15 protein-coding genes are annotated in these 25,176 nt (G+C 37.8%); 10 read left to right on the top strand and 5 right to left on the bottom strand.

Annotated features, from left to right (window positions below):
- Nucleotides 1-154: 154 nt before the first annotated feature.
- The 5 genes from E1750_RS16415 (at nucleotide 155) to E1750_RS16395 (ending at nucleotide 11,690) form a co-directional block, all read left to right on the top strand.
- Entirely contained in the window at nucleotides 155-3,259 is a 3,105-nt protein-coding gene (locus E1750_RS16415) for a SusC/RagA family TonB-linked outer membrane protein (protein WP_133277808.1), read from the top strand.
- 27 nt (nucleotides 3,260-3,286) lie between these two features.
- The gene (locus E1750_RS16410) at nucleotides 3,287-5,053 is read left to right on the top strand and encodes a RagB/SusD family nutrient uptake outer membrane protein (RefSeq protein ID WP_133277807.1); all 1,767 of its coding nucleotides are present in this window, start codon (nucleotides 3,287-3,289) and stop codon (nucleotides 5,051-5,053) included.
- Between the two features lie 35 nt (nucleotides 5,054-5,088).
- Nucleotides 5,089-8,199, top strand: a complete 3,111-nt coding sequence (locus tag E1750_RS16405) for a SusC/RagA family TonB-linked outer membrane protein (protein ID WP_133277806.1) — start codon at nucleotides 5,089-5,091, stop codon at nucleotides 8,197-8,199.
- 12 nt (nucleotides 8,200-8,211) lie between these two features.
- Nucleotides 8,212-9,909, top strand: coding sequence for a RagB/SusD family nutrient uptake outer membrane protein (locus E1750_RS16400; RefSeq protein WP_133277805.1), 1,698 nt, complete (start codon nucleotides 8,212-8,214; stop codon nucleotides 9,907-9,909).
- 149 nt (nucleotides 9,910-10,058) lie between these two features.
- On the top strand, nucleotides 10,059-11,690 hold the full coding sequence (locus E1750_RS16395; RefSeq protein WP_133277804.1) for a right-handed parallel beta-helix repeat-containing protein: 1,632 nt from the start codon (nucleotides 10,059-10,061) through the stop codon (nucleotides 11,688-11,690).
- Nucleotides 11,691-11,976: 286 nt separating this feature from the next.
- On the opposite strand, the gene E1750_RS16390 is transcribed toward E1750_RS16395, so the two are convergent.
- The 5 genes from E1750_RS16390 to E1750_RS16370 form a co-directional block, all read right to left on the bottom strand.
- Nucleotides 11,977-12,351 carry a methylglyoxal synthase gene (locus E1750_RS16390; RefSeq protein WP_133277803.1) on the bottom strand — a complete coding sequence of 125 codons (375 nt, stop codon included), beginning with the start codon at nucleotides 12,349-12,351 and terminating at the stop codon, nucleotides 11,977-11,979.
- A 50-nt stretch (nucleotides 12,352-12,401) separates the two neighbouring features.
- Complete coding sequence (locus E1750_RS16385; protein ID WP_133277802.1) at nucleotides 12,402-13,253, bottom strand: N-acetylglucosamine kinase; 852 nt, start codon at nucleotides 13,251-13,253, stop codon at nucleotides 12,402-12,404.
- 173 nt (nucleotides 13,254-13,426) lie between these two features.
- Nucleotides 13,427-14,431, bottom strand: a complete 1,005-nt coding sequence (gap, locus tag E1750_RS16380) for a type I glyceraldehyde-3-phosphate dehydrogenase (protein ID WP_133277801.1) — start codon at nucleotides 14,429-14,431, stop codon at nucleotides 13,427-13,429.
- 85 nt (nucleotides 14,432-14,516) lie between these two features.
- Complete coding sequence (gene pfkA / locus E1750_RS16375) at nucleotides 14,517-15,503, bottom strand: 6-phosphofructokinase (RefSeq protein ID WP_133277800.1); 987 nt, start codon at nucleotides 15,501-15,503, stop codon at nucleotides 14,517-14,519.
- Between the two features lie 213 nt (nucleotides 15,504-15,716).
- Nucleotides 15,717-20,147, bottom strand: coding sequence for a translocation/assembly module TamB domain-containing protein (locus tag E1750_RS16370; protein ID WP_227873913.1), 4,431 nt, complete (start codon nucleotides 20,145-20,147; stop codon nucleotides 15,717-15,719).
- 199 nt (nucleotides 20,148-20,346) lie between these two features.
- Here E1750_RS16370 and tsaD point away from each other — a divergent pair, with 199 nt between their 5' ends.
- From tsaD to E1750_RS16345, 5 genes are all read left to right on the top strand, one after another.
- On the top strand, nucleotides 20,347-21,369 hold the full coding sequence (gene tsaD, locus E1750_RS16365; protein ID WP_133277799.1) for a tRNA (adenosine(37)-N6)-threonylcarbamoyltransferase complex transferase subunit TsaD: 1,023 nt from the start codon (nucleotides 20,347-20,349) through the stop codon (nucleotides 21,367-21,369).
- A gap of 3 nt (nucleotides 21,370-21,372) precedes the next feature.
- The gene (locus E1750_RS16360) at nucleotides 21,373-22,110 is read left to right on the top strand and encodes a 16S rRNA (uracil(1498)-N(3))-methyltransferase (protein ID WP_133277798.1); all 738 of its coding nucleotides are present in this window, start codon (nucleotides 21,373-21,375) and stop codon (nucleotides 22,108-22,110) included.
- Between the two features lie 64 nt (nucleotides 22,111-22,174).
- Entirely contained in the window at nucleotides 22,175-22,813 is a 639-nt protein-coding gene (locus E1750_RS16355; RefSeq protein ID WP_133277797.1) for a DUF4159 domain-containing protein, read from the top strand.
- A gap of 230 nt (nucleotides 22,814-23,043) precedes the next feature.
- Nucleotides 23,044-24,006: a zinc metalloprotease gene (locus E1750_RS16350; RefSeq protein ID WP_133277796.1), complete on the top strand. Its 963-nt coding sequence runs from the start codon at nucleotides 23,044-23,046 to the stop codon at nucleotides 24,004-24,006.
- 78 nt (nucleotides 24,007-24,084) lie between these two features.
- Entirely contained in the window at nucleotides 24,085-25,176 is a 1,092-nt protein-coding gene (locus tag E1750_RS16345) for an AI-2E family transporter (protein WP_133277795.1), read from the top strand.

The raw sequence follows: 25,176 nt of genomic DNA, 5'->3' as shown, positions 1-25,176 counted from the left end.
AATAGTACGAACAACGATATTATTTAAACAATTAAAAAAATCACATTACATTATTTAAGCTACGCGTTGCATTTATTATAAAATATGTTGGGCGAAGCTATCAAAAATCACGAAACTAACGAACCAATTCTTAACCAAATGAAAATTTAATCCAATGAGAATACAACAAAAAAGCCTTCAATTACTTCTTCACCTGATCATTTTACTGGGAATTTGTACTTCCTCGTGGGCACAGTCATTGCAAGTATCTGGAAAGATAACGGACAGCCAAGGACTTCCTATACCAGGGGTAAACATCATAGATAAAACAACCAAAAGAGGCGTTAATTCTGATTCGGATGGGAAATACAAAATTGGTGCAACTGCTAAAAGCGTCCTCGAATTCAGTTTTATAGGTTTTGAAACCAAACAAATTCCTGTGAATGGCCAGAGCGTAATCAATGTAAAATTGAACACCAGCGCCACAGACTTAGAAGACGTGGTGGTTGTTGCTTATGGCAAACAGAAAAAAATATCAGTTACGGGAGCTATTACTGCCTTAAGTGGCGAACAATTAAGTAAATCGCCCAGTGTAAACATTGCCAATACACTTGCCGGACAGATTACCGGTGTGTCGACGGTTCAGTTTTCCGGAAGGCCAGGCGCCGACGATCCCAGTATTTTCATCAGGGGTTTAGCCACGATATCTGAGGATAGATCGCAACCTTTGATTATTGTAGATGGTGTTGAGCGCCCGTTTACAGGTTTAGATGCCGATGAGATCGAAAGTTTTTCTATCCTTAAAGATGCCTCTGCTACTGCTGTTTACGGCGTGCGTGGTGCAAATGGAGTTGTAATTGTAACAACCAAACGTGGTTCTAAAGGCAAAGCCTCTATCACGGCTGGATATTCTTATGGTCTACAAGAACCGACTCGTTTGCTTGATTTTGCAGATAGTTATACTTACGGAACAGTTCACAATAATGCGCGTATAAGTGATAATCCATTAATAACTGTGGGGGAATTAAAATTTACACCAGAGGCTTTGAATGCCTTTAGGACTGGCGCTTATCCTCAAATCTATCCCAATACGGATTGGTTGGATTACATCTTGAAACCCTACGCACCCCAATCAAGAGCAAACCTTAGTATTTCAGGTGGTAATGATAATGTACGTTATTTTACCTCAATTGGTGTCATAAGCCAAGACGGACTTTTTAACACATTTGATGCAAATTACGATTACAATTTTAGTTTTCAACGCTACAACTTCCGAACCAATTTAGACATCGATGTGACTAAAACAACTAAGATAGGAGTTACCATCGGCGGGCAAATTGGTATTCGAAATGAACCAAGAACGAACAGTGGCATCAATCAACTTTTTAGAGAAATTTACTGGTCGCAGCCCTACTCTAGCCCCGGTATAATCGACGGTAACTACATCATTGGTGGTGATAATTATATAACAGGGACCAAAAAAGACCCTTTAAGTTCCTATTACGGTCTAGGATATTCTAATATTCTACAAAATAGACTCAATTTTGACCTTGAATTAACCCAACAATTAACATTCGTGAAAGGGCTAAGTTTTAGAACCAAATTTGCCTACAACACCTTGTATACTCATACTAAAAATAGAGCAACAAGTGTTATGCGATTTATACCTTTTTTCTTAAGAGATTTAGATCCAACTGTTGACAGAAACAGCGATGAGATTGGGTATAGAACTACCTCAGCCAACGGGAACCTTTCTTACAGCGAGGCCCAAGGAAAAGACAGAGATTGGTATATAGAAGCCGGTTTGAATTATAACCGAAAATTTGGCGATCATAACTTTGGAGGTTTATTACTGTACAATGCACAAAAAGATTTTTATCCAACAGATACAAATGGTAATCCAACCTCAAATCAAGATATTCCGAGAGGTTTAGTAGGTATTGCCGGAAGGATAACTTATGATTATCAAGGAAAATACTCTGCCGACTTTAATATCGGTTACAATGGCTCTGAAAATTTTGCGCCAGAAAATCGTTTTGGTGTGTTCCCCGCATTTTCAGTGGGTTGGATTGCCTCCAAAGAGAAATTTATGGAACAACTCAAATTTGTCGATTTCTTTAAAATAAGAATGTCCTACGGATTAGTTGGTAATGATAGAATTGGAGGCAATCGCTTCCTTTATTTACCAGATAGTTTCGATGCCAACAGTGGCAGTTACAGTTTTGGAACAGAAAACGGGACCAATCAGCCAGCAGCAGCAGAGGGAATTATTGGTAACCCACAAGTTACTTGGGAAACAGCTACAAAACGTAATTTAGGTGTTGAATTAAAATTTCTTGAAAACAGACTAGGCATTATTTTTGATGTATTTAATGAAAATAGAACCAATATTTTAACTAATAGAGGAACTGTTCCAGAATTTGTAGGTTACAGTCTTCCTGCCGTCAACGTAGGTGAAGTGTACAACGAAGGGTATGAATTGGAATTGAACTGGAATGACAAAGTAAGCGCAGATTTCAATTATAGAGTCAATTTTAATGTATCTTATTCTAATAATAAAATAGTATTTATCGACGAAGTCCCACGAAGTCAGCCCTATCTTTACCAAACAGGTAATCCTGTTGGACAACCTTTCGGCTATGTATTTGATCGATTTTATAGCGTAAATGATGTACCTGCCAATGTTCCTAATCACCTGTACCCACTTAAACCCGGAGATATGGTCTATAAAGATTTAGATGGTAATAATATTATTGATCAGGACGATCAAAGAGCAATAGGGTTTCCAAATTACCCTCAGTACATCTTTGGCTTCAATTCAGGTTTTACCTATAAAAACTTTGACCTAAGTATGTCGTGGGTTGGTGCTACAAATACCTCGAGACTACTCGATGAGTCTTTACGAACTCCTTTCGGAACAAGTGGCGAAAGATCGTTGTTGCAATATATGGCAGACGAAGCTTGGACACCAGAAACGGCAAGTACCGCTACTTTTCCACGAGTAACTTTTCAAGGTGCGTTAAATAATTCGAAAAATTCAGATTTTTGGTTACGTGATGCTTCGTACATTCGACTAAAAACATTTGAGGTAGGTTACAATTTTAAGGGTACTTTCCTGAAAAAAGTGGGACTATCGACCTTTCGTTTCTATTTTAATGGAAATAATTTGCTAACCTTTTCTAAGCTTGACATCACCGATCCAGAAACTAGAACGGGCTCTATTCAAGAATATCCGCTCACAAAATTGTATAATTTAGGAGTAAAATTAAATTTCTTATAATTTCATTAGCAATAAATAAAAAAAGTTATGAAAACAAAAAAATTATTATTCAGTATTGCTGTCGCCTTACTAATTTTAAGCAGCTGCGACGATGTCGAATTCGGAGATAAATTCTTGGAGAAGGAACCAAGTGTAGATGTAACTAAAGATACCATCTTTAGCTCTGTAGAGTTCGCAACTAGATACCTTACAAGAGGCTATACCACCCTGCCCTATGGTTTAAATCTAGACTGGGGTGCCAAAGACGATAAACTAGGAATGGACATCTTAGAATCATTAAGTGATCTTAACCAAAGTTATTTGTCTTGGGGAGGTCCAAACCAATTGTATTATAGTGGTCAATATGCTGCAGCTAGCGAAAACACTAGCAACAGTACAAAATACCACTATACCAAAGAAAATAGTTGGGTAGGTATCCGTATTGGTTGGAATTTTATAGAAAATGCTGATAAAATCCCAGCTCCTGATGAGGCAACAAAAAATTTGGTAAAACGCATGAAAGCAGAAGCCAAAATGATTATCGCCTTACATTATACCGATATGTACAGGCATTTTGGAGGATTACCGTGGGTAGATCGCACCTACTCGCCAGCCGATGAAACGACCCTACCACGTTTAACTTCTTTAGAGACGATGAATAAAATTGTCGCACTAATTGAAGAAGCTGAACCAGATTTACCATGGGTATATGCGAATACGCTCAACGACGATGGTAGATTTACACGAGCTAGTGCCCTTGGACTTAAAGCTAGATTACTACTATTTGGAGCTAGCCCACTTTTCAATTCAGGAACACCCTATATGGATGGCGAAGCAGCTGCTAAAAAATTAGTATGGCACGGCAGTGAAGATCCTAACCTATGGAAACGTGCCGCCGACGCAGCTAAAGAATTAATGGACCAAGGATATTACGGTCTAGTAAGCACAGGAAACTTTAGAAAAGATTTTCAAGATGCCTACTACAAACGTGGCACAAAAGAAATGCTTATCAGTACAAGACAACGTTACCGCTCCGGTGGCTATTGGACTGCTAATTACTACTTTTATCAAAGTGCTGGTGGGTACGGAACCGGCTGTCCTACTAAAGAATATGTGGATATGTTCCCAATGAAAGACGGCACACCAATCAATGATCCAAATTCCGGCTATAACCCTAATATGAATCCTTGGGAAAATCGCGACCCCAGATTGTACGAAACCGTACTTGTAAATGGGGATTACTACCAAGGAAGAACCGCCCAATTGTGGATTGGAGGTCTTGAAAGAACTACACTTGCTGCTAATGGTAGCAAAACTGGCTTTGGATTACGAAAATTTTTACTAGAAAGAGATGCTGCCACTTCTATGCCGTCGATCGTGCATTGGCCTTATTTAAGAATGGCTGAAATTTATTTAACCTATGCTGAAGCAATAAATGAATTCAATGGCAGTCCAACACCAGAAGCCTATGCAGCCGTGGATATCGTTAGAAATCGAGTTGGACTCGGCGACTTACCCAAAGGATTATCTAAAGAGGCGTTTCGCGAAGCTGTTTTAACAGAACGTGCGTGCGAGTTTGGATGGGAAGAAGTGCGTTGGTTCGATTTAATACGACATAAAAAAGCCAACCTATTTCAAAGAGCGTTGCACGGCGTAAATACCACCAAAAATGCTAACGGCACTTACAGTTACGAAACAGTTGAACTGCAAGCTCGCCACTGGAAAAACACTTGGTCACCGAAATGGTATTTGAGCGCATTTCCTCCGAACGAAGTGAACAAAGGTTATGGCTTAGTGCAAAACCCAGGATGGTAAAACAAATAGAATTTGAATGAATTAATCAAAATCAAATGAATCAAAAAATAACCAAACAATTAAATGAAGCGAAGATGAAGAACTACCTTACTGCCATTGAAGCCGATCATTTTCAAGATTATACAACCACCAAAAAGATCGGATTCGGCAGACTAATGTTCTTTATGCTGCTTTTAATAAACACTGCAACCGTGTGTGCTCAGAATGCTAGTGTAAAAATAAATGTAGTCGACGAATTTCAAAAACCAATAGCTGGAGCTATGGTCTCCTCGATACCAAATCCTGAGCAATCAGGTATGACTGATAAAGAGGGCAATGTGACACTAGAAATAGCATCAATCGGGCAAATAAAAGTGCTTTTTAATCAAAGGGAAAAAATAGCTAGTATTAACTCAAATTCGGTTAAAATTGCACTTCTGAACAGCGACAAGAGAGTCAACAGTGGTTTCGGAATTACCAAATCTTCAGACGAAATTACCACTGCACTTGATTTGGTGTATTCTGACAAATTAGAGAAAAGTTCTTTGCTTAATCCATCAGAAAGTCTTTACGGAAAACTTAAAGGATTAATGGTAATGGAAAATGCAGGAGAACCGTGGAATAGAGAACCTAGTTTTTTTATCCGTGGTTTGGGAACGACAGGAAACAACAGGATCCTGGTTCTTGTTGATGGCTTCGAAAGATCCATCTCCTCACTTGCTCTTCAGGATATTGACAACGTTACCGTTTTAAAAGACGGAACCGACCTAGCTAAATACGGTTTAAGAGGGGCCAATGGGGTTATTTTGGTAACCACTAAAAGAGGGCAAAAGAATACTTTCAATGTAGATGTTTCCTACGATAGAGGATGGAACATGCCAACCCGAAAACCTAAATTCCTAGACTCTTATGGCTATGCAAACGCCGTGAATCAGGCAAGTGCCTTAGATGGAAATGCGCCTGTGTATTCTGACCTAGACCTACGAGACTTTAAAAGTGGTCTTAGTCCCTATTCCCATCCTAATGTGGACTGGTGGGACGAAACACTCAAGGATTACGGAATTACCAATAACTTAAACACTAGTTTTTATGGAGGAGGAAAAAGTATCAATTATTTCGCGTCCCTAAACTATCAAAATGAAAGAGGACTAATCGACAACAGCAACCTCGACGCGCGCTACGATAGTTCCGTAAAATACGACCGATTGAACTTTAGAACCAACCTTGATATTGAACTCACCAAATCAACCAAATTTTATGTAGATGCCTCTGGATATATTGGCGGCCAAAGTGAACCAAACGCTCGACTTCGCAACAATTCCAATGGTGATTTTCCTAACAATATAATGAATGGAATTTATAGTATACCAGCGGCAGCCTTTCCTGTTAAAACGCAAAATGGAGAATGGGGCGGAACGAATATTTACGGGAACAACCCAGTAGCGGCCGCCACTTCAACTGGCGTAAGTAAACCCAATTATAGGACCCTGTTCGCCAATGGTAAACTCGTTCAAGATTTAAGTAGTTGGGTGAAAGGTCTATCTGCAGAACTAGCCGTCGCTTATGATAATTATGCTTCTTTCTTTGAAAATAGAACAAAAACATATCTTTACGAAAATGTCCCTTACACAAGAGACAGCAATGGTAATGTCGTATTCGGAACCCCACAACAGTTTGGCACCGATGCAGACCTAAGTTATTCGGACAGTTTTGGCGATCAAGTACGACAAGCAACAGGTATTGCCAAAATAAATTACGAAACAAAATGGAACGAAAATCATTTGAGCGCAAGTGCATTATTTCAAGAAGATAAGCGTGTAAATGACGGCCAATACAACACCTTTCTGCATCAAAATTTTATGGGATCAGCGAGTTATTCCTATAAAAATCGCTATTATATTGATGGCGTTTTATCCTATAGCGGAACCGATATTTTACCTAAAGAAAATCGTTTTGGGCTATTTCCAGCGGTATCAGCGGGTTGGATTATCAACCGTGAAAATTTTCTAAAAAATAGTAAGATTATCAATTTTCTAAAACTTAGAGGTTCTTGGGGTATGAGTGGTAATGACATTATGTCGCCTAACCTCGATGAACAGGCATTTAATGCTGGGGGAACCTACTATTTTGGCGTTAATAACACTAGTAACGCTGGTATTCGAGAAGGTCGCTTAGCCGCTAACGGTCTTACATATGAAAGTTCAGAAAAAATGAATGTTGGTTTAACAATGGAAATGTTTAAAGATTTATCTATTAGTTTCGATGCATTTCGCGATAAGCGCACGGATATAATCGTTTCTACAGGAGGAGCAGTTCCTACTTTGATTGGCGTGGGCGCCGCTTCTGAAAATGCCGGAGAAGTCTTGAATAAAGGTTTTGAAGGTTCCATCATGTGGAAAACTCAAGCCGGCAAACTAAAGTATTTCATAGGAGGTAATTTTACCTATGCCAAAAATGAAATTATCAATATGAATGAAGAATTTCAACCATTTCCCTATCAAAGTGAAACCGGTCGCCCCATCGGACAACAATTTGGCCTTCAAAGTTTAGGATTTTTCCAAAACCAAGCCGACATTGACAATAGTCCAAAACAACTTTTCTCGGTAGTAAGACCGGGAGATATAAAATATAAAGATCAAAATGGAGATAAAGTCATCGATGAGTTTGACACTGTTGCCTTAGGCTATAGTAATAGAAATCCAGAACTTTATTACGCCATCAATTTAGGATTCGAAATGGAAGGATTTGGAATGGATATGCTACTTCAAGGAGCGGCTAACGAAACCGTATATTTAAGTACTAAAAGTGTCTTCTGGCCATTGGTGGGACAAAATAATATCAGTGAGTTTTCCGCAGGAGCTTGGACACCAGAAACAGCAGCAACAGCGACTTTACCAAGGCTAACAATGCTAGCGAACGACAATAACTATCGTAGAAATGACATCTGGCTTACCTCTGGAAATTATCTAAAAATGAGACAATTCGAATTGTACTATAATTTCCCTCAGCATTTAACTAAAAAAGTGAAAATGGATAAAGCGAAATTGTATGCCAGAGGAATGAATGTATTCTCTATTGACGATGTTAAAGTTGCTGACCCTGAATCTATTGGTGTTAATTATCCAACTTTAGCATCATACCACCTTGGAATTAAATTAGAATTTTAAAAAAAAGACCCCATGAAAATACAAAACTATAGCAAATACGGATTAATTTTTTTACTATTTTTTACTTTTATAAATTGTGAAGATTTGGAGTATGACGAAACATCATTTAACACCAAAGAAACTGTTTTCGTAGAATTTGCTCGTTCAAAAAGCTTTTTATCAGCGATATATGCTTATTTGCCAAGTGATTTCAATAGTGTTGACGGAGCGATGCGTGCCACCGCATCGGACGAGGCAGAACACGTAAACGATTTATCTGATGTACAAAAGTTTAACGATGGAACCTGGAGTGCCATTCAACCTTTAGACGATGTTTGGGGCAATATGTATGCCGGAATCCGAGCCAGTAATATGTTTCTAGTAGAATCCGCAGGCCAAACATTTCCAGAATTAAAATATAATGATACCTACGCAGATCAAATGGCGCAATACAATAACTATCCATTTGAAGCCAGATTTTTACGCGCATTTTTTTATTTTGAATTGGTAAAAAGGTACAAAAATATTCCGCTCATAACTACTGTCTTAACGCCTGAAGAAGCGGCCAATGTGGAACAAAAATCCTTTACGGAAATAGTTGATTTTATTGTTAGTGAATGCGACGCCATCGCACCAAAATTGCCACTTTCCTATGCCAATTTTACAGGAGCAAAAGAAACAGGACGTGCAACCAGAGGGGCAGCTTTGGCCTTGAAAGCGCGGATGCTGTTGTATGCAGCAAGTCCATTGCACAATCCTGGAAACGATGTATTATTATGGCAAAAAGCGGCCCAAGCGGCTAAGGCAGTAATTGACTTGAATACGTATTCATTAGCATCAAGCTACGCCACAGTGGTAAATAATACATCTCTATCACCGGGTCCTGAGTTAATATTAGAAAGACGAGAAGCAGCGTCTAATGGGTTTGAAAGAAGAAACTTCCCTATAGGTTATGAAGGTGGTGGCACAGGAACTTGTCCTTCACAAAATTTAGTTGATGCCTATGAAATGAGAATAAACGGATTGCCAATTACCGATCCAGCATCGCGCTACAATCCTGCCTCACCGTATGCTGGTAGAGATGCGAGGCTAGCACAGACTATTCTTTTTAATGGTGCGCAATGGAAAGGTACTGCCGTCGAATCCTTTTTTGGGGGTAAAAATGGATTGCCACTCGCGAACGCAACAAAAACGGGCTACTATTTAAGAAAATACGTGGTCGAATCAATAAATCTAGATCCTAAAGTTGGAGCAATTGGCAGTAGAGAGCATACGTGGACACTTTTCCGTTATGGGGAAATATTATTAAATTATGCTGAAGCGGTAAATGAAGGATATGGCGGACCAGAATTTTCAGTTCCATCAACAACAACACCACCAACAGCGGCACTTACAGCCACGCAAGCAGTTAACCTTTTACGAAATAGAGTTACAATAACGCGCTTCCCTAATGGTATGAGTCAGGATGCTTTCAGAACAAAACTTCGTAATGAAAGACGAGTGGAACTAGCTTTCGAAGACCATCGTTTTTGGGATATCCGTCGTTGGAAAATTGGAGACCAGACTAAGGATATCTTTGCAATGAATATTACCCGTGGTACCAATAATGCGTTAACTTTTGCAGTGAAACTCTTAGAAGTTAGACCTTTTTCGGAGCGTATGTATTTATATCCAATACCGCAATCCGAGATTTTCAAAAATGCAAAACTAAAACAAAATGAAGGTTGGTAAAATCTGATTCTGCTTGTAGATTTTTATTTACAAGTCTAAAAATGTAGTAAAGTCAATCTTTAAAAATAAACGAAGTGGTGTTTTTAGCAAAGCACCACTCTATTTATTATATACCAACACATTTTCCTATTGATAAAAAACATAAAAAAATGAACTTTAAATCGATACTTCTCGTCCTATTAATGTTGGTATTAGCACAAAAAGGAATAGCTACTACCTATTATATCCACCCTAAATATGGTAATGATTTGAATTCTGGTGTTTCTAAAAAGAATGCCTTCAAAACTTTCGCGCGTTTCACTGCAATTAATTTTACCGCAGGAGACCGAATACTGCTTGCTTCTGGCCAACTGTACACAGGAAGTCTAAACCTGATTAATCAAAAGGGAACACGCAAAAATCCCATCGTTATCACTGCTATTGAATGGGAAAGAAATGATTTAAAATTACCGGCCATAATCGATTTCAAAAGCCAAGCCAATGGTATTTTATTAGAAGATTGCAGTTTCATAGAATTATCGAATATAAAGCTTACCGCCAACGGATACAATCAGGAGGATCAGAGTCTTAAAATGCGATGTGGATTGTTATTAACTGCAAAAAAATCGAAAATTATTGAGCATATCCTGATAAAAAACATCATTGTGCAGGATGTGTATTATGAAAATCCCGGCTTCGTTAGGGGCAAAGATGAAGTTAAAACAGCAAATGGTACTCAAAAATACGGTTGGGGAATTCGGATCCTAAATGATAATCTTGAAAATGTTATCGAAAACGTTAACATTGAAAATTGTCATATCAATAGTGTTTGTCATACCGGTATTAAATTAACGGGAACCCAAAAAAACATCAAAAAAATAAAGCTTTTAAATAATAAAATTGAAAACACAGGCGGGCCGGGAATTCAAATGTCGGAGGTAGAAAATGTATATGTGGCTCAAAACACAGTCTCTCACTCCGGATCTAATAATGATTCCAGAAAATGGGGTCGCGGTAGCGGTCTTTGGACTTGGGGTTCGTCGAATGTTTTGATAGAAAAAAACGAGTTTCTTTACGCGAATGGTCCAGGAGATTCTGCCGGAGCCCACATCGATTATAATTGTGATAATATTATTTTGCAATACAATATTAGTGCGCACAACGCGGGAGGATTCTGCGAAATTCTTGGCAATAATTACAATTGTATGTACCGTTACAACATCAGCATCAATGACGGTCACCGCGTCAAAGGCGTTGATGGTGCCTTTCAAGAAGGGAAAGTTTTTTGGTTGAGTGGCTATCAAGGGAACAAAGAACCAAAAGGCCCGGTAAACTCCTATTTTTATAACAATACGATTTATTCCGATGCTTCCATTGAGGCAAAATTTGCTATCGATAACACAAGTAATGGGGTTGTAATTGCCAATAATATCTTTTGCATCAAAGGGCTTTCGAAAGCTGTTTTGGGCGATCAAAACAAAAGGGATGCCCAAAATGGTCTTCAAGTTGAAAATGTTTTCTTTCAGAACAATCTCTTTTTTTCCGAAACTAATTGGCCGCAGGATTTAAAAATAAAAGATGAAAAACCGATAATCGGAAATCCAATGTATCGCAAAGAAGGAGGATTAAAAACGGAAGATTATAGTCCACAAAATCGGGCACTAATCAAAAATAAAGGAATCGAAATTCCAACTTTACCCGATTGCAACGTAAAATTATTGTTCGACTTAAAAATGGACAAAGATATTATGAACAACACAATAAAGGGACGTCCAAGTATGGGTGCTATACAAATCAACTAATATTTTTATGAACCCAAATTACATTAATACGCCCAAAAAACAAGTCATTTGATTGTTTTCCGCGATAGGAGACCCTATTACAATTTGTATAGAATTTAGATTAATTGATTTTGATTTTCATCCCTTTTTAGAAGGACTTTTGTATCATAGAATGATTCAGGCAGGATAATTTCCAGTTGATACATAGTCTGTGTTCGTTCAACTGTTTTTTCTAAGAATAGTTGGAATTTTTCAATTTTCAAAACATTTTTCAGTTCCTTATAAATCACAGCAATCTAAAGTTGGATCAATTTTCCTTCGCAATAGCATCTATAAATAATTGAGCTGCGGCTTCGTTTGTGGCTATGGCAATATTATGCACATCGCAAACACGCAATAACATATTCACATCCGATTCGTGGGCGTGACTCGATAAAGGATCTTTGAAAAACAAAACCATTTTGGTTTTCCCTTCTGCCACTCTTCCTGCGATTTGAGCATCGCCACCTTGCGGACCAGAAAGCATTTTTTTGACTTTGAAACCGGCGCTTTCCGCTTTTGAACCGGTTGTGCCTGTAGCAACAAGACGAATATCATTGCGAAGCAAAACTATTTTGTTTTTGTTCAAAAACTGAACCATATCGGCTTTTTTTCCGTCGTGAGCTATAATTGCTATTTCCATTTTATATAGTTTATAAAAAAACCTGATTCGAAAATCAGGTTAAGGTTGTTTTACTTGTTTGCGATATGATAGGCTATCAAACCATCGATTGGTCGTCGCAACACATTTCCTAAAGTCATCTCGTATTTATCGAACATCACTTGCAATTCGTCTTTGAGGTAAAAAGCAATAGAACCTACAAAATGTACCGGAACTTCCTTGTGATTATCGTATTGTTTGATGTAATTTTTGATAAAAGATTTCATCCCTTTGTAAATGATTTTTTTGCAAAATTCGTGATCTTTATTTTGAATCAAAAATTTAGCAAAAGTCGCCAAATACGCATTAGGATTGGGTTCTTTGTACAATTTATTTTTGATGAAATCAGGATCTAAATCGTATTCTTTTTCAAATTCTACAGTTAATTCTTTCGGCATTTTATTGAAATAGTATTTACGAATTAATTCTTTGCCGAACACATTTCCGCTACAATCATCCATCACAATGTAACCCAAAGACTGTACTTTTTGATGCAATACTTTTCCATCAAAAAAGCTACAATTAGAACCTGTACCCAAAATGCTCACAATAGCTTGCTCACCCTTAGGCGTTGTCGCAAAAACTGCTGCATAGGTATCTTCTTGAACATCGACAATGGCATTCGAAAAATATTTTTGAAAAGCTTGCGAAAGCATAATTTTCATTCTATCGGTACCGCAACCCGCCCCATAGAAAAAAAGATGTGTGGCTTTATCCTTGTTTTGTAAAATATCAAATTTGTCATTTAATCGCTCGATGATTTCATCTTCATCTAGGATTTCTGGATTCAAACCTAAAGTTCTGGTGGTAAATAATATTTTTCCATCCTCATCTATGGCAATCCAGTCGGCTTTTGTAGAGCCACTATCAACTAATAATCTCATTTTAATTTAGGATTTTGGAATTACGATTTAAGATAAAAAATATAATTCCTATTAATAATTACATCCGAAGATGTTAGATTGTTGTATCTGCCAAAAGTACAAATTTTCAGTAAAATTTGAAGAAAAAAAATCCCGTAATATCAAATTTACGGGATTTTTATTGGCAATAATTATTATTTTAAACCTGCGATATGAACTGATAAATCAATCAATTTGCTTGAATATCCGTATTCGTTATCATACCAAGATACTAATTTGAAGAAAGTAGAGCTCAATCCAATACCTGCAGCAGCATCTATGATTGAAGTTCTTTTGTCAGAGATAAAATCTTGAGACACCACAGCATCTTCAGTGTATCCCATAATTCCTTTCATAGTAGTTTCAGAAGCTAATTTCAAAGCAGCCATAATTTCTTCGTAAGTAGTTTCTTTCGCCACTTTTACAGTTAAATCTACTACAGAAACGTCAGCAGTAGGCACACGGAAAGCCATACCTGTTAATTTTCCATTCAAAGCTGGAATCACTTTTCCAACTGCTTTTGCAGCACCTGTTGATGATGGAATGATATTGATAGCCGCTGCACGACCACCTCTCCAATCTTTTCTTGAAGGACCATCAGCTGTCATTTGAGTTGAAGTTGTAGCGTGAACTGTAGTCATCAAGGCTTCAACAATTCCAAAATTATCATTCACTACTTTAGCTAAAGGAGCTAAACAGTTTGTAGTACAAGAAGCATTAGAAACAACAAGGTCTGAAGCTTTGGCAGTTTCGTGGTTTACACCCATTACAAACATTGGAGCATCAGCAGAAGGAGCTGAAATGATTACTTTTTTAGCACCACCAGTGATGTGAGCCGTTGCAGTTTCGATTGTGGTGAAAATACCGGTACATTCCGCTACTACATCTACATCTACTTCATTCCATTTTAAATCCGCAGGATTTCTCTCGGCAGTGATACGGATGTTTCTTCCATTTACATATAATTTTCCTTCTTTCACTTCAACAGTACCGTTGAAACGACCGTGTACTGAATCATATTTCAATAAATAAGCTAAGTGATCTACGTCTAACAAATCGTTGATTGCTACTACTTCTACATTATCTCTGTTAAAAGATTCTCTAAAAACGATTCTTCCAATTCTCCCGAATCCATTGATTCCTAATTTTACTTTTGACATTTTTTTGATTGTTTTGGCTCAAAGCTCGTGCTTCAAGCAGATTATTATTCATTTAATTTATTACTGTTTTGGCCGAAGCCTCTTTTTATACTGACATTATTTCGGCAACGCGAAGCAATTCTCTATCGATTTCCGATTCGCCTTTGATGGCTTGCAACAATGGAGTGATGGTCACTTTGTCATTCAACATCCCCACCATAAAATTAGATTTGCCTTCCAACAAACATTCTACAGCTTTGACGCCCAATCTACTGGCAAGAACTCTGTCATAACAAGAGGGCGCTCCACCACGTTGCATATGACCTAAAACCGATACACGAATTTCATATTCTGGCAGATTCGCTTCGACATAATCTTTGAGTTCGAATACGTTTTTACCAATTTTATCCCCTTCGGCAATCACAACAATACTCGATGATTTTCCGGATGCCTTACTTTTTTTAAGCGATTCTAACAATCGTTCTAGTCCCAATTCTTCCTCAGGAATCAAAATCTCTTCGGCGCCTCCTCCGATTCCGGCATTCAAAGCGATATGACCTGCATCACGCCCCATTACCTCAACGAAGAACAATCTATTGTGCGAACTGGCAGTATCACGAATTTTATCGATACAGTCTATTACTGTATTAAGCGCAGTATCGTATCCTAGTGTATGACTCGTTCCGAAGATATCATTATCAATCGTCCCAGGAATTCCCATTACAGGAAATTGAAACTCTTTATTAAAAATTTCGGCTCCAGTAAAACTACCGTCTCCACCGATTACTACAAAACCTTCTACCCCTGCTTTCTGCAATTGATCGTAGGCCTTTTTACGACCTTCTGAAGTCATAAACTCTTTCGAGCGCGCCGATTTCAGTATAGTTCCTCCTTTGTTGATGATATTGTGCACGGTTCGGGGTCCCATTGGTATAAAATCACCTTCAATCATTCCTTGATAACCTCTATAAATTCCAACACATTCTATCTGATGATATGCACAAGTTCTAACTACGGATCTGATGGCTGCATTCATACCTGGAGAGTCTCCTCCCGAGGTTAGTACAGCTATTTTTTTTATTGTTTTTGACATTATTTAAGTATTAAAAGTGTAAATTTAATAAACATTCGGCAATTTAGCAGGTATGTTTTTAATAATTTAGTAAAAGCCGCCAAATTCAAACGTTATCGTTAATAAGTTGCTTATATATTGTAATAAAAATAATAATTCCCTTTGAAAATGCATTTTTTACAACAATTTTTTTTGGAATTGCGACGGTGATACCCTGACATTTCGGTCTAATTCTTAGTCCTCTTCTGGAACTCGTCCTTCTAAATTTGGGGCTGTTTCTTTCGAACTGGGCTTGTTCGATTTGGAAGATTCTTTCTCTGGAACAAAATTAGAATCGTGATCCGTAGTGTCTAATTCTTGGGCTTTTTTGAATTTAACTTTTTTGAAAAACTTATTGGCCAATTCAGTGAAGGTGTCAAAATCAACCTCATAAGAAACCCCAACACCTTGGGTATAACCAATCCCTTCGCCTACATAAGTAATGTCGTTTTCTCGATTAAAAAATCGCAAATTAACGGTTCCGTCATCATTTACGCGATACAATATTTCAACATTGCCAACCACCGCTGTTTGAGTCGCACCTCCGAAAGGAACCCCAACTTTTCCGTTAATGGTAACTCTTTCGTTGATTTTAGAGGAAATCTCTGCCACAAAACGTCCGTCAGTTTCCTGTCCGCTAGTTCTGTCGGATCCAATAATATCCAGCTTAACTTGAAATTTTTCGTCATTAGAATGTATCATACTGGTTAGCAAACTGGAAGCAGTTTCGAAAGCACTTTGAGAAAAAGCCGACTGATTAACACCTTCCGAGCTTAAAAAACTCCCCGTAGACAACAAATACAAGGCTTGAGTTTGGCGCACATCTTTGTCAGTCAATTTGTAATCGATCTCAGCTTTCAAGACATTGCTCACCCTTGGAAAATCAAAATTAAAGTCGGGCTCAGGTTTGGTCAAATCGCCCCGAAGTCCGATAACAACATTGACATCGACCTTTTGGTTAAAGGATGAATTCTCTAATAAAACCGATGGATTTGCAGAAGTTTTATAAATGGCTTCTAAATTTAATCTCGCTTTCATCGGATCGCCTTCCCAGGAAATATAACCTCCTTTTTTGACGGTGAATTTTTTATCAATAATTCCGCCGTATTTAAAGTTGTAGAAACCTTCATACGCTTGAAAATCACCCCACATATTAAATTTCCCCAGCGTATTGATTTTCAATAGCAAAGTTCCGTTTCCTCTACCCTTCATTCCGTGTCCGGTATTGCGATCCAGAATCACCTCCACTTCGGCATCGGGCGTAATATCGATATCAAATTCCAATTCCAGACCGTTGTAATTTCTGGAATTGTCGACAATTCCATTTTTTATATTAAACTTCTCTTTAGCCGTCAAAAAGTGTAAAAAATCATTCGAACTCACACTTTCTGAGTCATTGATGGGAATTTTCAATGAAGACCCTTTTTCTGATTTGGCATCTACTTTTATAAACAAAGCATTGGTTGGCCCTTTGATTGTTGCCACCCCATTAATAAATGCAATTCCATAGTACGCCACATCTTCTGCATCTTGTGTATCTAAGACCAATAAATTTTTAGAATTAATTTTCAAATCCAATTTCCAATCCGAAAAATTATGATGTTCTATAACTCCGTTCAAATACCCTTTTGTACCAAATTTGGTATCAGTAAGCATATTGTTTTTAAACAAAAACTTCTCGTCCGATAAATCCACTACTGTCCGTTTATCTAAGGAATAATCGGTATTTAAATAAGGTACTTTCAAGCCCGCATCATCTACATAAAGTCTGCCGTTGATTTCTGGTTTATTCAGATTGCCTTCGATAGTTGCAGCACCCGATGCCACGCCTCTAATGTTCGAAATTACTTCCCCACCAAGCGGACTGAGGAAACCCAAATTGAACCGATCGAGTTGGAGCTCTAAATCCAAAATGGTGTTTTTATCTACAATCTCAAAACTTCCATCGACCGCCAAGGAGGTCACCGCTTCTTTTTCGATAGAAGACTGTACATTGAATTTTTTGAAACTTTCGTCGCTGGTAATTTCAAAATTCAAATTACCTAAGTCGGTAGCATTAATATTGAGTTGGTCGATTTGTATGGAAGCGGTCGGTTTATATACGTTTTTATCCTGTTTGTAGTCGACCACGGCATTCAAGTTTCCGTTGATGGTAAATTTAGGATCAGCGGGTGTAATTTGATTCAGATCCACATTTTTCACATTCAACTTCAAGTCTTTATAGGAATCCCCTTTGATGACACCGGTAAAAGTAATTTCCTGCTCGTTGTGCGTCAGAATGATATTTTCGAAAGAGAAATTTTTGAAAGCTTTATCAAAAACGATTTGATTATCATCTTCATCTTTTTCATTAAAATGCCACACATAATCTTTAAGTTTCATTTCGGATTTCTGTATTCCTACCACATTTTTATTTTCCTTATTGAAGGTGTGATACAAATTCAAATTGAAATAGTCTTGTCCTTTGCTACCCCCTTTGAACTCGGATCGAATTCGCATAGTATCGTTTACAATGACGTTTATTAAACTGAAATCCCTGATGTTGTACTGTTTCGTTTTGATACTATCGACTTCAATAAAGGCACTATACAGCGGATTTGTATTATCGACATTGACTCTAACATTATCAAAAGTATTGCTGGAAGCTGTTATTTTTGGCGAATTGAAATCGAATTTGAATTCATGATTATCCGAAGCCAAAGTACCTTTGACGACGGTATTGCTGGCAATGGAAATTTCAGGATAAAAGATTTCGATAATTTTACTGTAAACGGTAAAATCAAAATTCAGAAACTGCCCTTTTTTAACTTGTAATGGGCGATAGTTTTCATATAGGCTTCCCAATGAATTCTCGACTAATTTTTGCAATTGATTGAATTGAAATTTTCCAACAACTTCTCCTTCAATGATATCCGTAGATTTTAATTGAATGGTTCGTACTCCGGCCGGATCAAAAGAGGAATTAATAGAAAAATCATCAAAATAATAAGTAGATTTTGCATTTTGATAGGTTGTTTTATTGATCAGGACATCGCCACGAAGATTATCAATAGAATTTCCCGATAATTTGACAATTACATCGCCTTTGAACTTCGCCACCACATCTTGTTTGAAATTCAGCTTTTTCAAGTCGGCTTGTTCAACATTGATGTGAAAATCAAACCTACTTTGTTTTTGGCTCAAATCGACCAAACCATCATAATTCAATTTCAAATGGGGATCATTGATTTTGATAGTGCCTTTGTAAAGTCCTTTTACAAAATTGCCATTTAAGTCTATGTTTTGATAATTGTACTTATTATAATACAGTTGTGAAACAGTTCCCTTTAAACTCGTATTCAAATACTTTTCAGAAAATCCTGTACCCTTCAGCTCGAGATTTGAACTTAGTCGTCCCAAATCTTTTTGGTCTATAAAAGCGCCCAAATCAAAATTATCGAACACTACATTTCCTGCATAAGAAGCTTTGTCGGTCAAATTCATATTTTCGAGGCTCAAAACAGCATCGACATTTCCCAACTGAGTATTCATTTTAAAGTCAGCGTCCAAGGCTGTGGTGGTGACTTGCGCATCGCCCACCAAATTGATTGTTCCCAATTTCTTCAAAATAACAGGTAATCTCGTCCCTAATACCTTCGGCAAAATCGCCACTAAATCATCATAGTTGGTCGAAAGTTTGGCGAACTTGCCATTCATATAAAATTCTTTCCCTTCACTTGGAAATAGATTTTTAAAATTGATCGTTCCTAAAATTTGCGAACTTTTCGTATCATTCAAATTTAAACTGGATAAAACCAAATTATTCAACGGACCTTTGATGCGACCTTTGATTTTAAATCGTTGGTTTTTTCCCAATTCAGCATAAAATCCTCGTAGATCATTGGTGCCCAAATTGGCTTTTTCTAATTTGATATCGAATTCGACTTTATCGGTAAAATGGGCAAAGTCTTCCAATTCATAATTCATCACCACAGCACCTTTCAAGTTCGATTCCTTGGTCAATAACTCAAGATTTTCAAGCTTGATGTGCTTCGCATTATAACTGAATTTGGTCGACAAATCTTCTACAAAAATACCGCGATGGTCCTGAAATGACAAGGCATTGACAGTTGTACTGACTTCGGCACCATAAATTCTGAGCGCTGTGGCAGCCAAATTAATTTTGGTAAAATTGACATCCGTCGGATTCGCTCTGTTTTCATCGATAAGACTATAGTGACCATTGGTAATTTTAACTTTGGAGGCAGTCATCAAAAAATGGTCTTTCGATGGTGGGGCTCCCGTATCAAAAGCGGCTACAAACCTATCGAGATTGGATTGTTTTTCCTTTTTATAGGTTTTCATATTGAAATACAAGCCATCGGCATCGATATCACCAAAAATCAAATCGACATTCAATAGTTTATCAAAGTCTAAAATGGAGGTTTTTATGCGGTTGGCATAAACCAAAGTGTCATTGTGATGATCCAGAATAAGGACTTTCTTGAATTTAACGCCACCAAAAATGGTCAGTGACACCTGCTCCACATTAATGCTGATTTTATATTTTTCGTTGAGCGCATTGGTAGCATAATGGCCAATAGCAGTTTGAACAAATGGCAAAGCCAGAGCGATACCAAGCAGCAATAAAAGTAGGATTAGTCCAAGAACCGAACGAAATACTATTTTTTTAAATTTTTTGATATCTATTTTGGTTTTAATTTTTTCTAAATTCTAATTTGGCAACACAAACAGCAACTGCTTAACTAAAAATTCTTTAATTTTGGGTCCTCCGTAAACGCTATAGTACGGATTGTCAAATATAATTCAAAATTTGTGCCTTTTTATGCAAAATTCCGAGGTTTTTATTCTTGCGATCGAAAGTTCTTGCGATGACACTGCCGCAGCGGTTTTAAAAAACGACCAAGTCCTATCGAATGTTGTTGCTAACCAATTGATTCACAATCAATACGGAGGCGTTGTTCCGGAACTGGCCTCGCGAGCACACCAACAAAATATTGTACCTGTTATCGATGCTGCTTTGCGAAAAGCAAATATAACAAAAGAGCAACTATCTGCCATTGCATTCACTCAAGGCCCCGGTTTGATGGGTTCGCTATTGGTGGGAAGCTCCTTCGCCAAATCCTTATCTTTGGCTTTGCAAATACCGTTACTAGCTGTAAATCATATGCAAGCGCATATTTTAGCGCACTTTATTGCCGAAGAAGGCTATAACAAACCAACATTTCCGTTTTTAGCACTGACCATCTCCGGTGGGCACACCCAAATTGTAAAAGTCAATGATTTTTTCGATATGGAAATCATCGGCGAAACCACTGATGATGCGGTGGGAGAAGCTTTCGACAAAAGCGCCAAAATCTTGGGTCTTCCCTACCCAGGAGGTCCACTAGTCGATAAATATGCCCAATTGGGCGACCCAAAAGCCTTCGAATTTACCAAACCGAAAGTGCCTGGATTGGATTTTAGTTTCTCAGGATTGAAAACGGCCATTTTGTATTTTATCCAGAAGAAAAAGCTTGAAAATCCGAATTTTGTGGAGGAAAATCTCAATGCTATTTGTGCCTCCATTCAGCATAACATTATCGAAATCTTGATGGATAAATTGAAATTGGCAGTAAAAGAAACGGGTATCAAACAAATCGCTATCGGCGGAGGCGTTTCGGCCAATTCCGGAATTCGAACTACGTTGAAAGCAGCCGAAAGTAAATACGGATGGACAACCTACATTCCTAAATTTGAATACACCACCGATAATGCCGCTATGATTGGAATTGTAGGTTATCAAAAGTTTTTATCCCAAAATTTCGAAACTTCAGCTGTGGTTTCCAAAGCACGAATTCAATTTTAAATTATGCAATTATTTTACAATCCAAATATCGACGAAGCGACCCAAAGTTTTTCCTTTGACAAAGAAGAAAGCAAGCACATCGTGAAAGTTTTACGCAAAAAAGATACCGATATTTTATTTGTCACCAATGGTGCGGGCTTGTTGTTCAAAACCGAAATCACTTTGGCCTCGGACAATAAATGTACGGTGCAAATTCTTGAAGTAGAAAAAGCTACACCTTCCAAATTCCATTTGCATTTGGCTGTTGCCCCGACCAAAATGAATGACCGTTACGAATGGTTTTTAGAAAAAGCAACTGAAATTGGTATTCACGAAATCACACCGATTATCTGTGATCGTTCTGAACGAAAAGTAGTAAATAGCGAACGTTTTGAGAAAATTTTGCTGACGGCAATGAAACAATCCAATGTGTTGTTTCTGCCCAAACTCAACGAAGCCATCAGTTTCAAGGAATTTATAAAACGCAAAAACGAAGGCTTACAACTGATTGCGCATTGTGAAGAAACCGATAAAAAATCATTGAAATCGGTATTGGAACCCAACGAAAATGTTACCTTATTGATTGGTCCCGAAGGCGATTTCTCAGAAAAAGAAATTGCATTGGCATTGGAAAATAATTTCATCCCGGTATCATTAGGAAATACTAGATTACGAACCGAAACCGCCGCTGTTGTGGCTTGTCATAGTGTGGTTTTTGTGAATGAAAGCGCACTAACCCAGCAAGGAGGAATTACAGAATAAATTATAATTTTATTTAAACCTCATAGGTTTTGACAACCTTTGAGGTTTATTTATTTAAAAAAATATGAAAAAAATCTTTTGCTTTTTTCTATTGGTTTCAATGTATGGTTTTTCCCAAGAAATAGCCTTGCTCAAATACAGCGGCGGCGGCGATTGGTATGCCAATCCGACCTCATTGCCCAATTTAATAAAATTTTGCAACGCCAATATCAATACAACCATCAAAACAAAACCAGCTACAGTCACACCCGGCAGTCCTGAATTGTTTTCCTACCCGTTTGTGCATCTCACCGGACACGGCAATGTAGTTTTCAGCGATGCCGATGTTAGTAATTTAAGAAATTATCTGACCTCAGGCGGTTTCCTTCATATTGACGATAATTATGGGATGGATCAATACATCCGCAAAGAAATCAAGAAAATATTCCCCAATACCGATTTAGTCGAAATTCCGGCGAATCATCCCATTTTTCAGAAGCCCTTTCTTTTTGCCAATGGCTTACCTAAAATTCACGAGCACGATGGAAAACGCCCTCAAGCATTCGGTATTTTTCTTGACAATAGACTCGCGCTATTGTACACTTTCGAATGTGATTTGGGCGATGGTTGGGAAGATGCCGAAGTACATAACGACCCGAAAGAAGTTCGTGAAAGAGCCTTAAAAATGGGCGCCAATATTTTGAACTACAGCTTCAATAATTAAATCTCCGAGGCAGTTGTTTTGAATCCTTAAATTCTCCTACCACCCCAAAAGTGGTTTCGAGTCCTGCATTCGACCACAATCAGACCGTTCATACATACCAAGTTCACTGCTAAAAAGCAAAACTAATTGATAATCAATTATTTTATATTGTTAAAAATTTGCTTATCTGCCATTTTATTGTTAAAATTGTCAACACTTTAACTAAACCAATAATTTAAAAACCGTAGTTTATGAAAAAAATCTTATTATCTGCAGCAGCTGTTTTAATGCTATTTTCGTGTCAAAACGAAACCACAGAGACCAACGATCTAGCAGCTAGTGCCACCGGGCGCCGTATGTGCGCCGCACAAGATGTTCTCGAGGCTCAATTAGAAGCCGACCCAACTCTAGCGATCCGCATGAATGAAATTGAAACGTTTACCCAGGCTAGAATTTCGAGACTTAATTCAAATTTCAAATTAGTAAATGGTAAAATTGTCATACCTGTGGTAATAAATGTGTTATACAGAACTGCAACCGAAAATATTTCCGATGCTCAAATCCAATCTCAAATAGATGTGTTGAACAAAGATTTTACCGCAACAAATGCTGATTTTGGCAGTGTTCCTGCAGAATGGTCTGGCATAGCGGCAAATGTGGGAATCACATTCGAATTAGCAGGTATCAATAGAAAAGCTACTACGAAAACGTCTTGGGGAACTAGAGATGCAATGAAAAGCACCAAAAAAGGTGGCTTAGACCCGACTTCGCCAAGCACAACTCTTAATCTTTGGGCCTGTACTATTGGTGGCGGAATTTTAGGTTATGCCCAATTTCCTGGAGGGTCATCTTCAACCGACGGTGTCGTAATTGATTCTAAATATTTTGGATTATCAGGTGCTGGAAGTGCTCCCTACAATCTAGGAAGAACAGGAACTCACGAAGTGGGACACTGGATGAATTTACGCCATATTTGGGGAGATGCTTCATGTGGAAATGACTTAGTAGCAGATACTCCAGTGGCCAAAACGGCTAATTATGGAGATCCAGCATATCCATTTGTAAGCACGTGCTTACCAGTTCACAACGAAATGACAATGAATTATATGGACTATACCGACGATCGTGCAATGTATATGTTTACTAATGGACAAAAAGCAAGAATGGCTGCTATTTTCACTTCGGGTGGACCGAGAGCTGCCATAGGCCAATAATTTTTTAAGTTGCTATCTCTTATAAACTCGCTACATTTAGCGAGTTTTTTTTATCTTTAGCCTCAAATTACAACCACAATGATTACATCCAAAATTATAGCAAATGGTATCCTTAGGGCACTATTTTTTCTGGCGTTAGCTGCCTTGTTCTTGTATTTCATATACCTGACCCAATCGGTATTGATCTATTTGGTTTCGGCCTTAATTCTAACCTTGATTGGGAATCCTATTGTAGATTTCCTAAAAAAGAGATTCAAATTCAAGCATACCTTTGCCACCGTTACGACTCTCTCGCTTTTTATCCTCTGTATTGCGGGTCTGATTTTGATGTTTGTGCCCTTGATTGCCTCACAAGGTCAAAATTTATCCTTACTAAAAACGGTCGAAATTGAAAAAGACATAGCCGAATTGAAGGATCAAGCCTTCCTTTTTTTAGAGAGCCATAATATCGATACTTCTGAACTTATCAAGGAAGCGAAGCTCGGTTCGAAAATAAACTTAAATTTTATTCCTGATTTCTTAAATACCGTTTTAGGAACTATCAGCAGTTTCGGAATAGGTCTAGGCTCGGTTCTATTTATTACCTTTTTCTTCCTCAAAGACCGCGTTCTCTTTGTTACAAGCGCAAAAAAATTGATTCCAGACACCCACGAAGAACAAATTTTAAATTCCATTCATAAGATCAACCATTTATTGTCTCGCTATTTTATTGGCTTATTACTACAATTGAGCATTGTTTTTGTATTGTATGTCATTGTGCTCCTTATTTTCGGAATTCCCAACCTATTTATCATTGCATTTTTATGCGCTGTACTCAATATTGTTCCCTACATCGGCCCATTGATCGCCTCAGTTTTGGCAGCCATTTTAACGATGTTGAGTCATTTAGGTTCCGATTTTCAAACTGTATTATTGCCTACAACCGTCTATGTTTTAATTGGTTTTTGGATTGTGCAACTTATTGATAACAATGTATCACAGCCTTTGATTTTTTCGAAGAGTGTCAGTTCGCATCCTTTAGAAATTTTTTTGGTCATTCTCATAGCCGGTTTTCTTTCCGGAATTTTAGGCATGGTAATCGCTGTTCCTATTTATACCATTTTGAAAGTAATCGGAAAAGAATTTTTGCCCGACAACAAACTGATTCAACTATTTACTAAAAACATCTGA

The organism is Flavobacterium nackdongense, from assembly GCF_004355225.1.
GTDB classification, from domain to species: Bacteria; Bacteroidota; Bacteroidia; order Flavobacteriales; family Flavobacteriaceae; genus Flavobacterium; species Flavobacterium nackdongense.
This window is presented reverse-complemented; position numbering and strand designations above follow the sequence as displayed.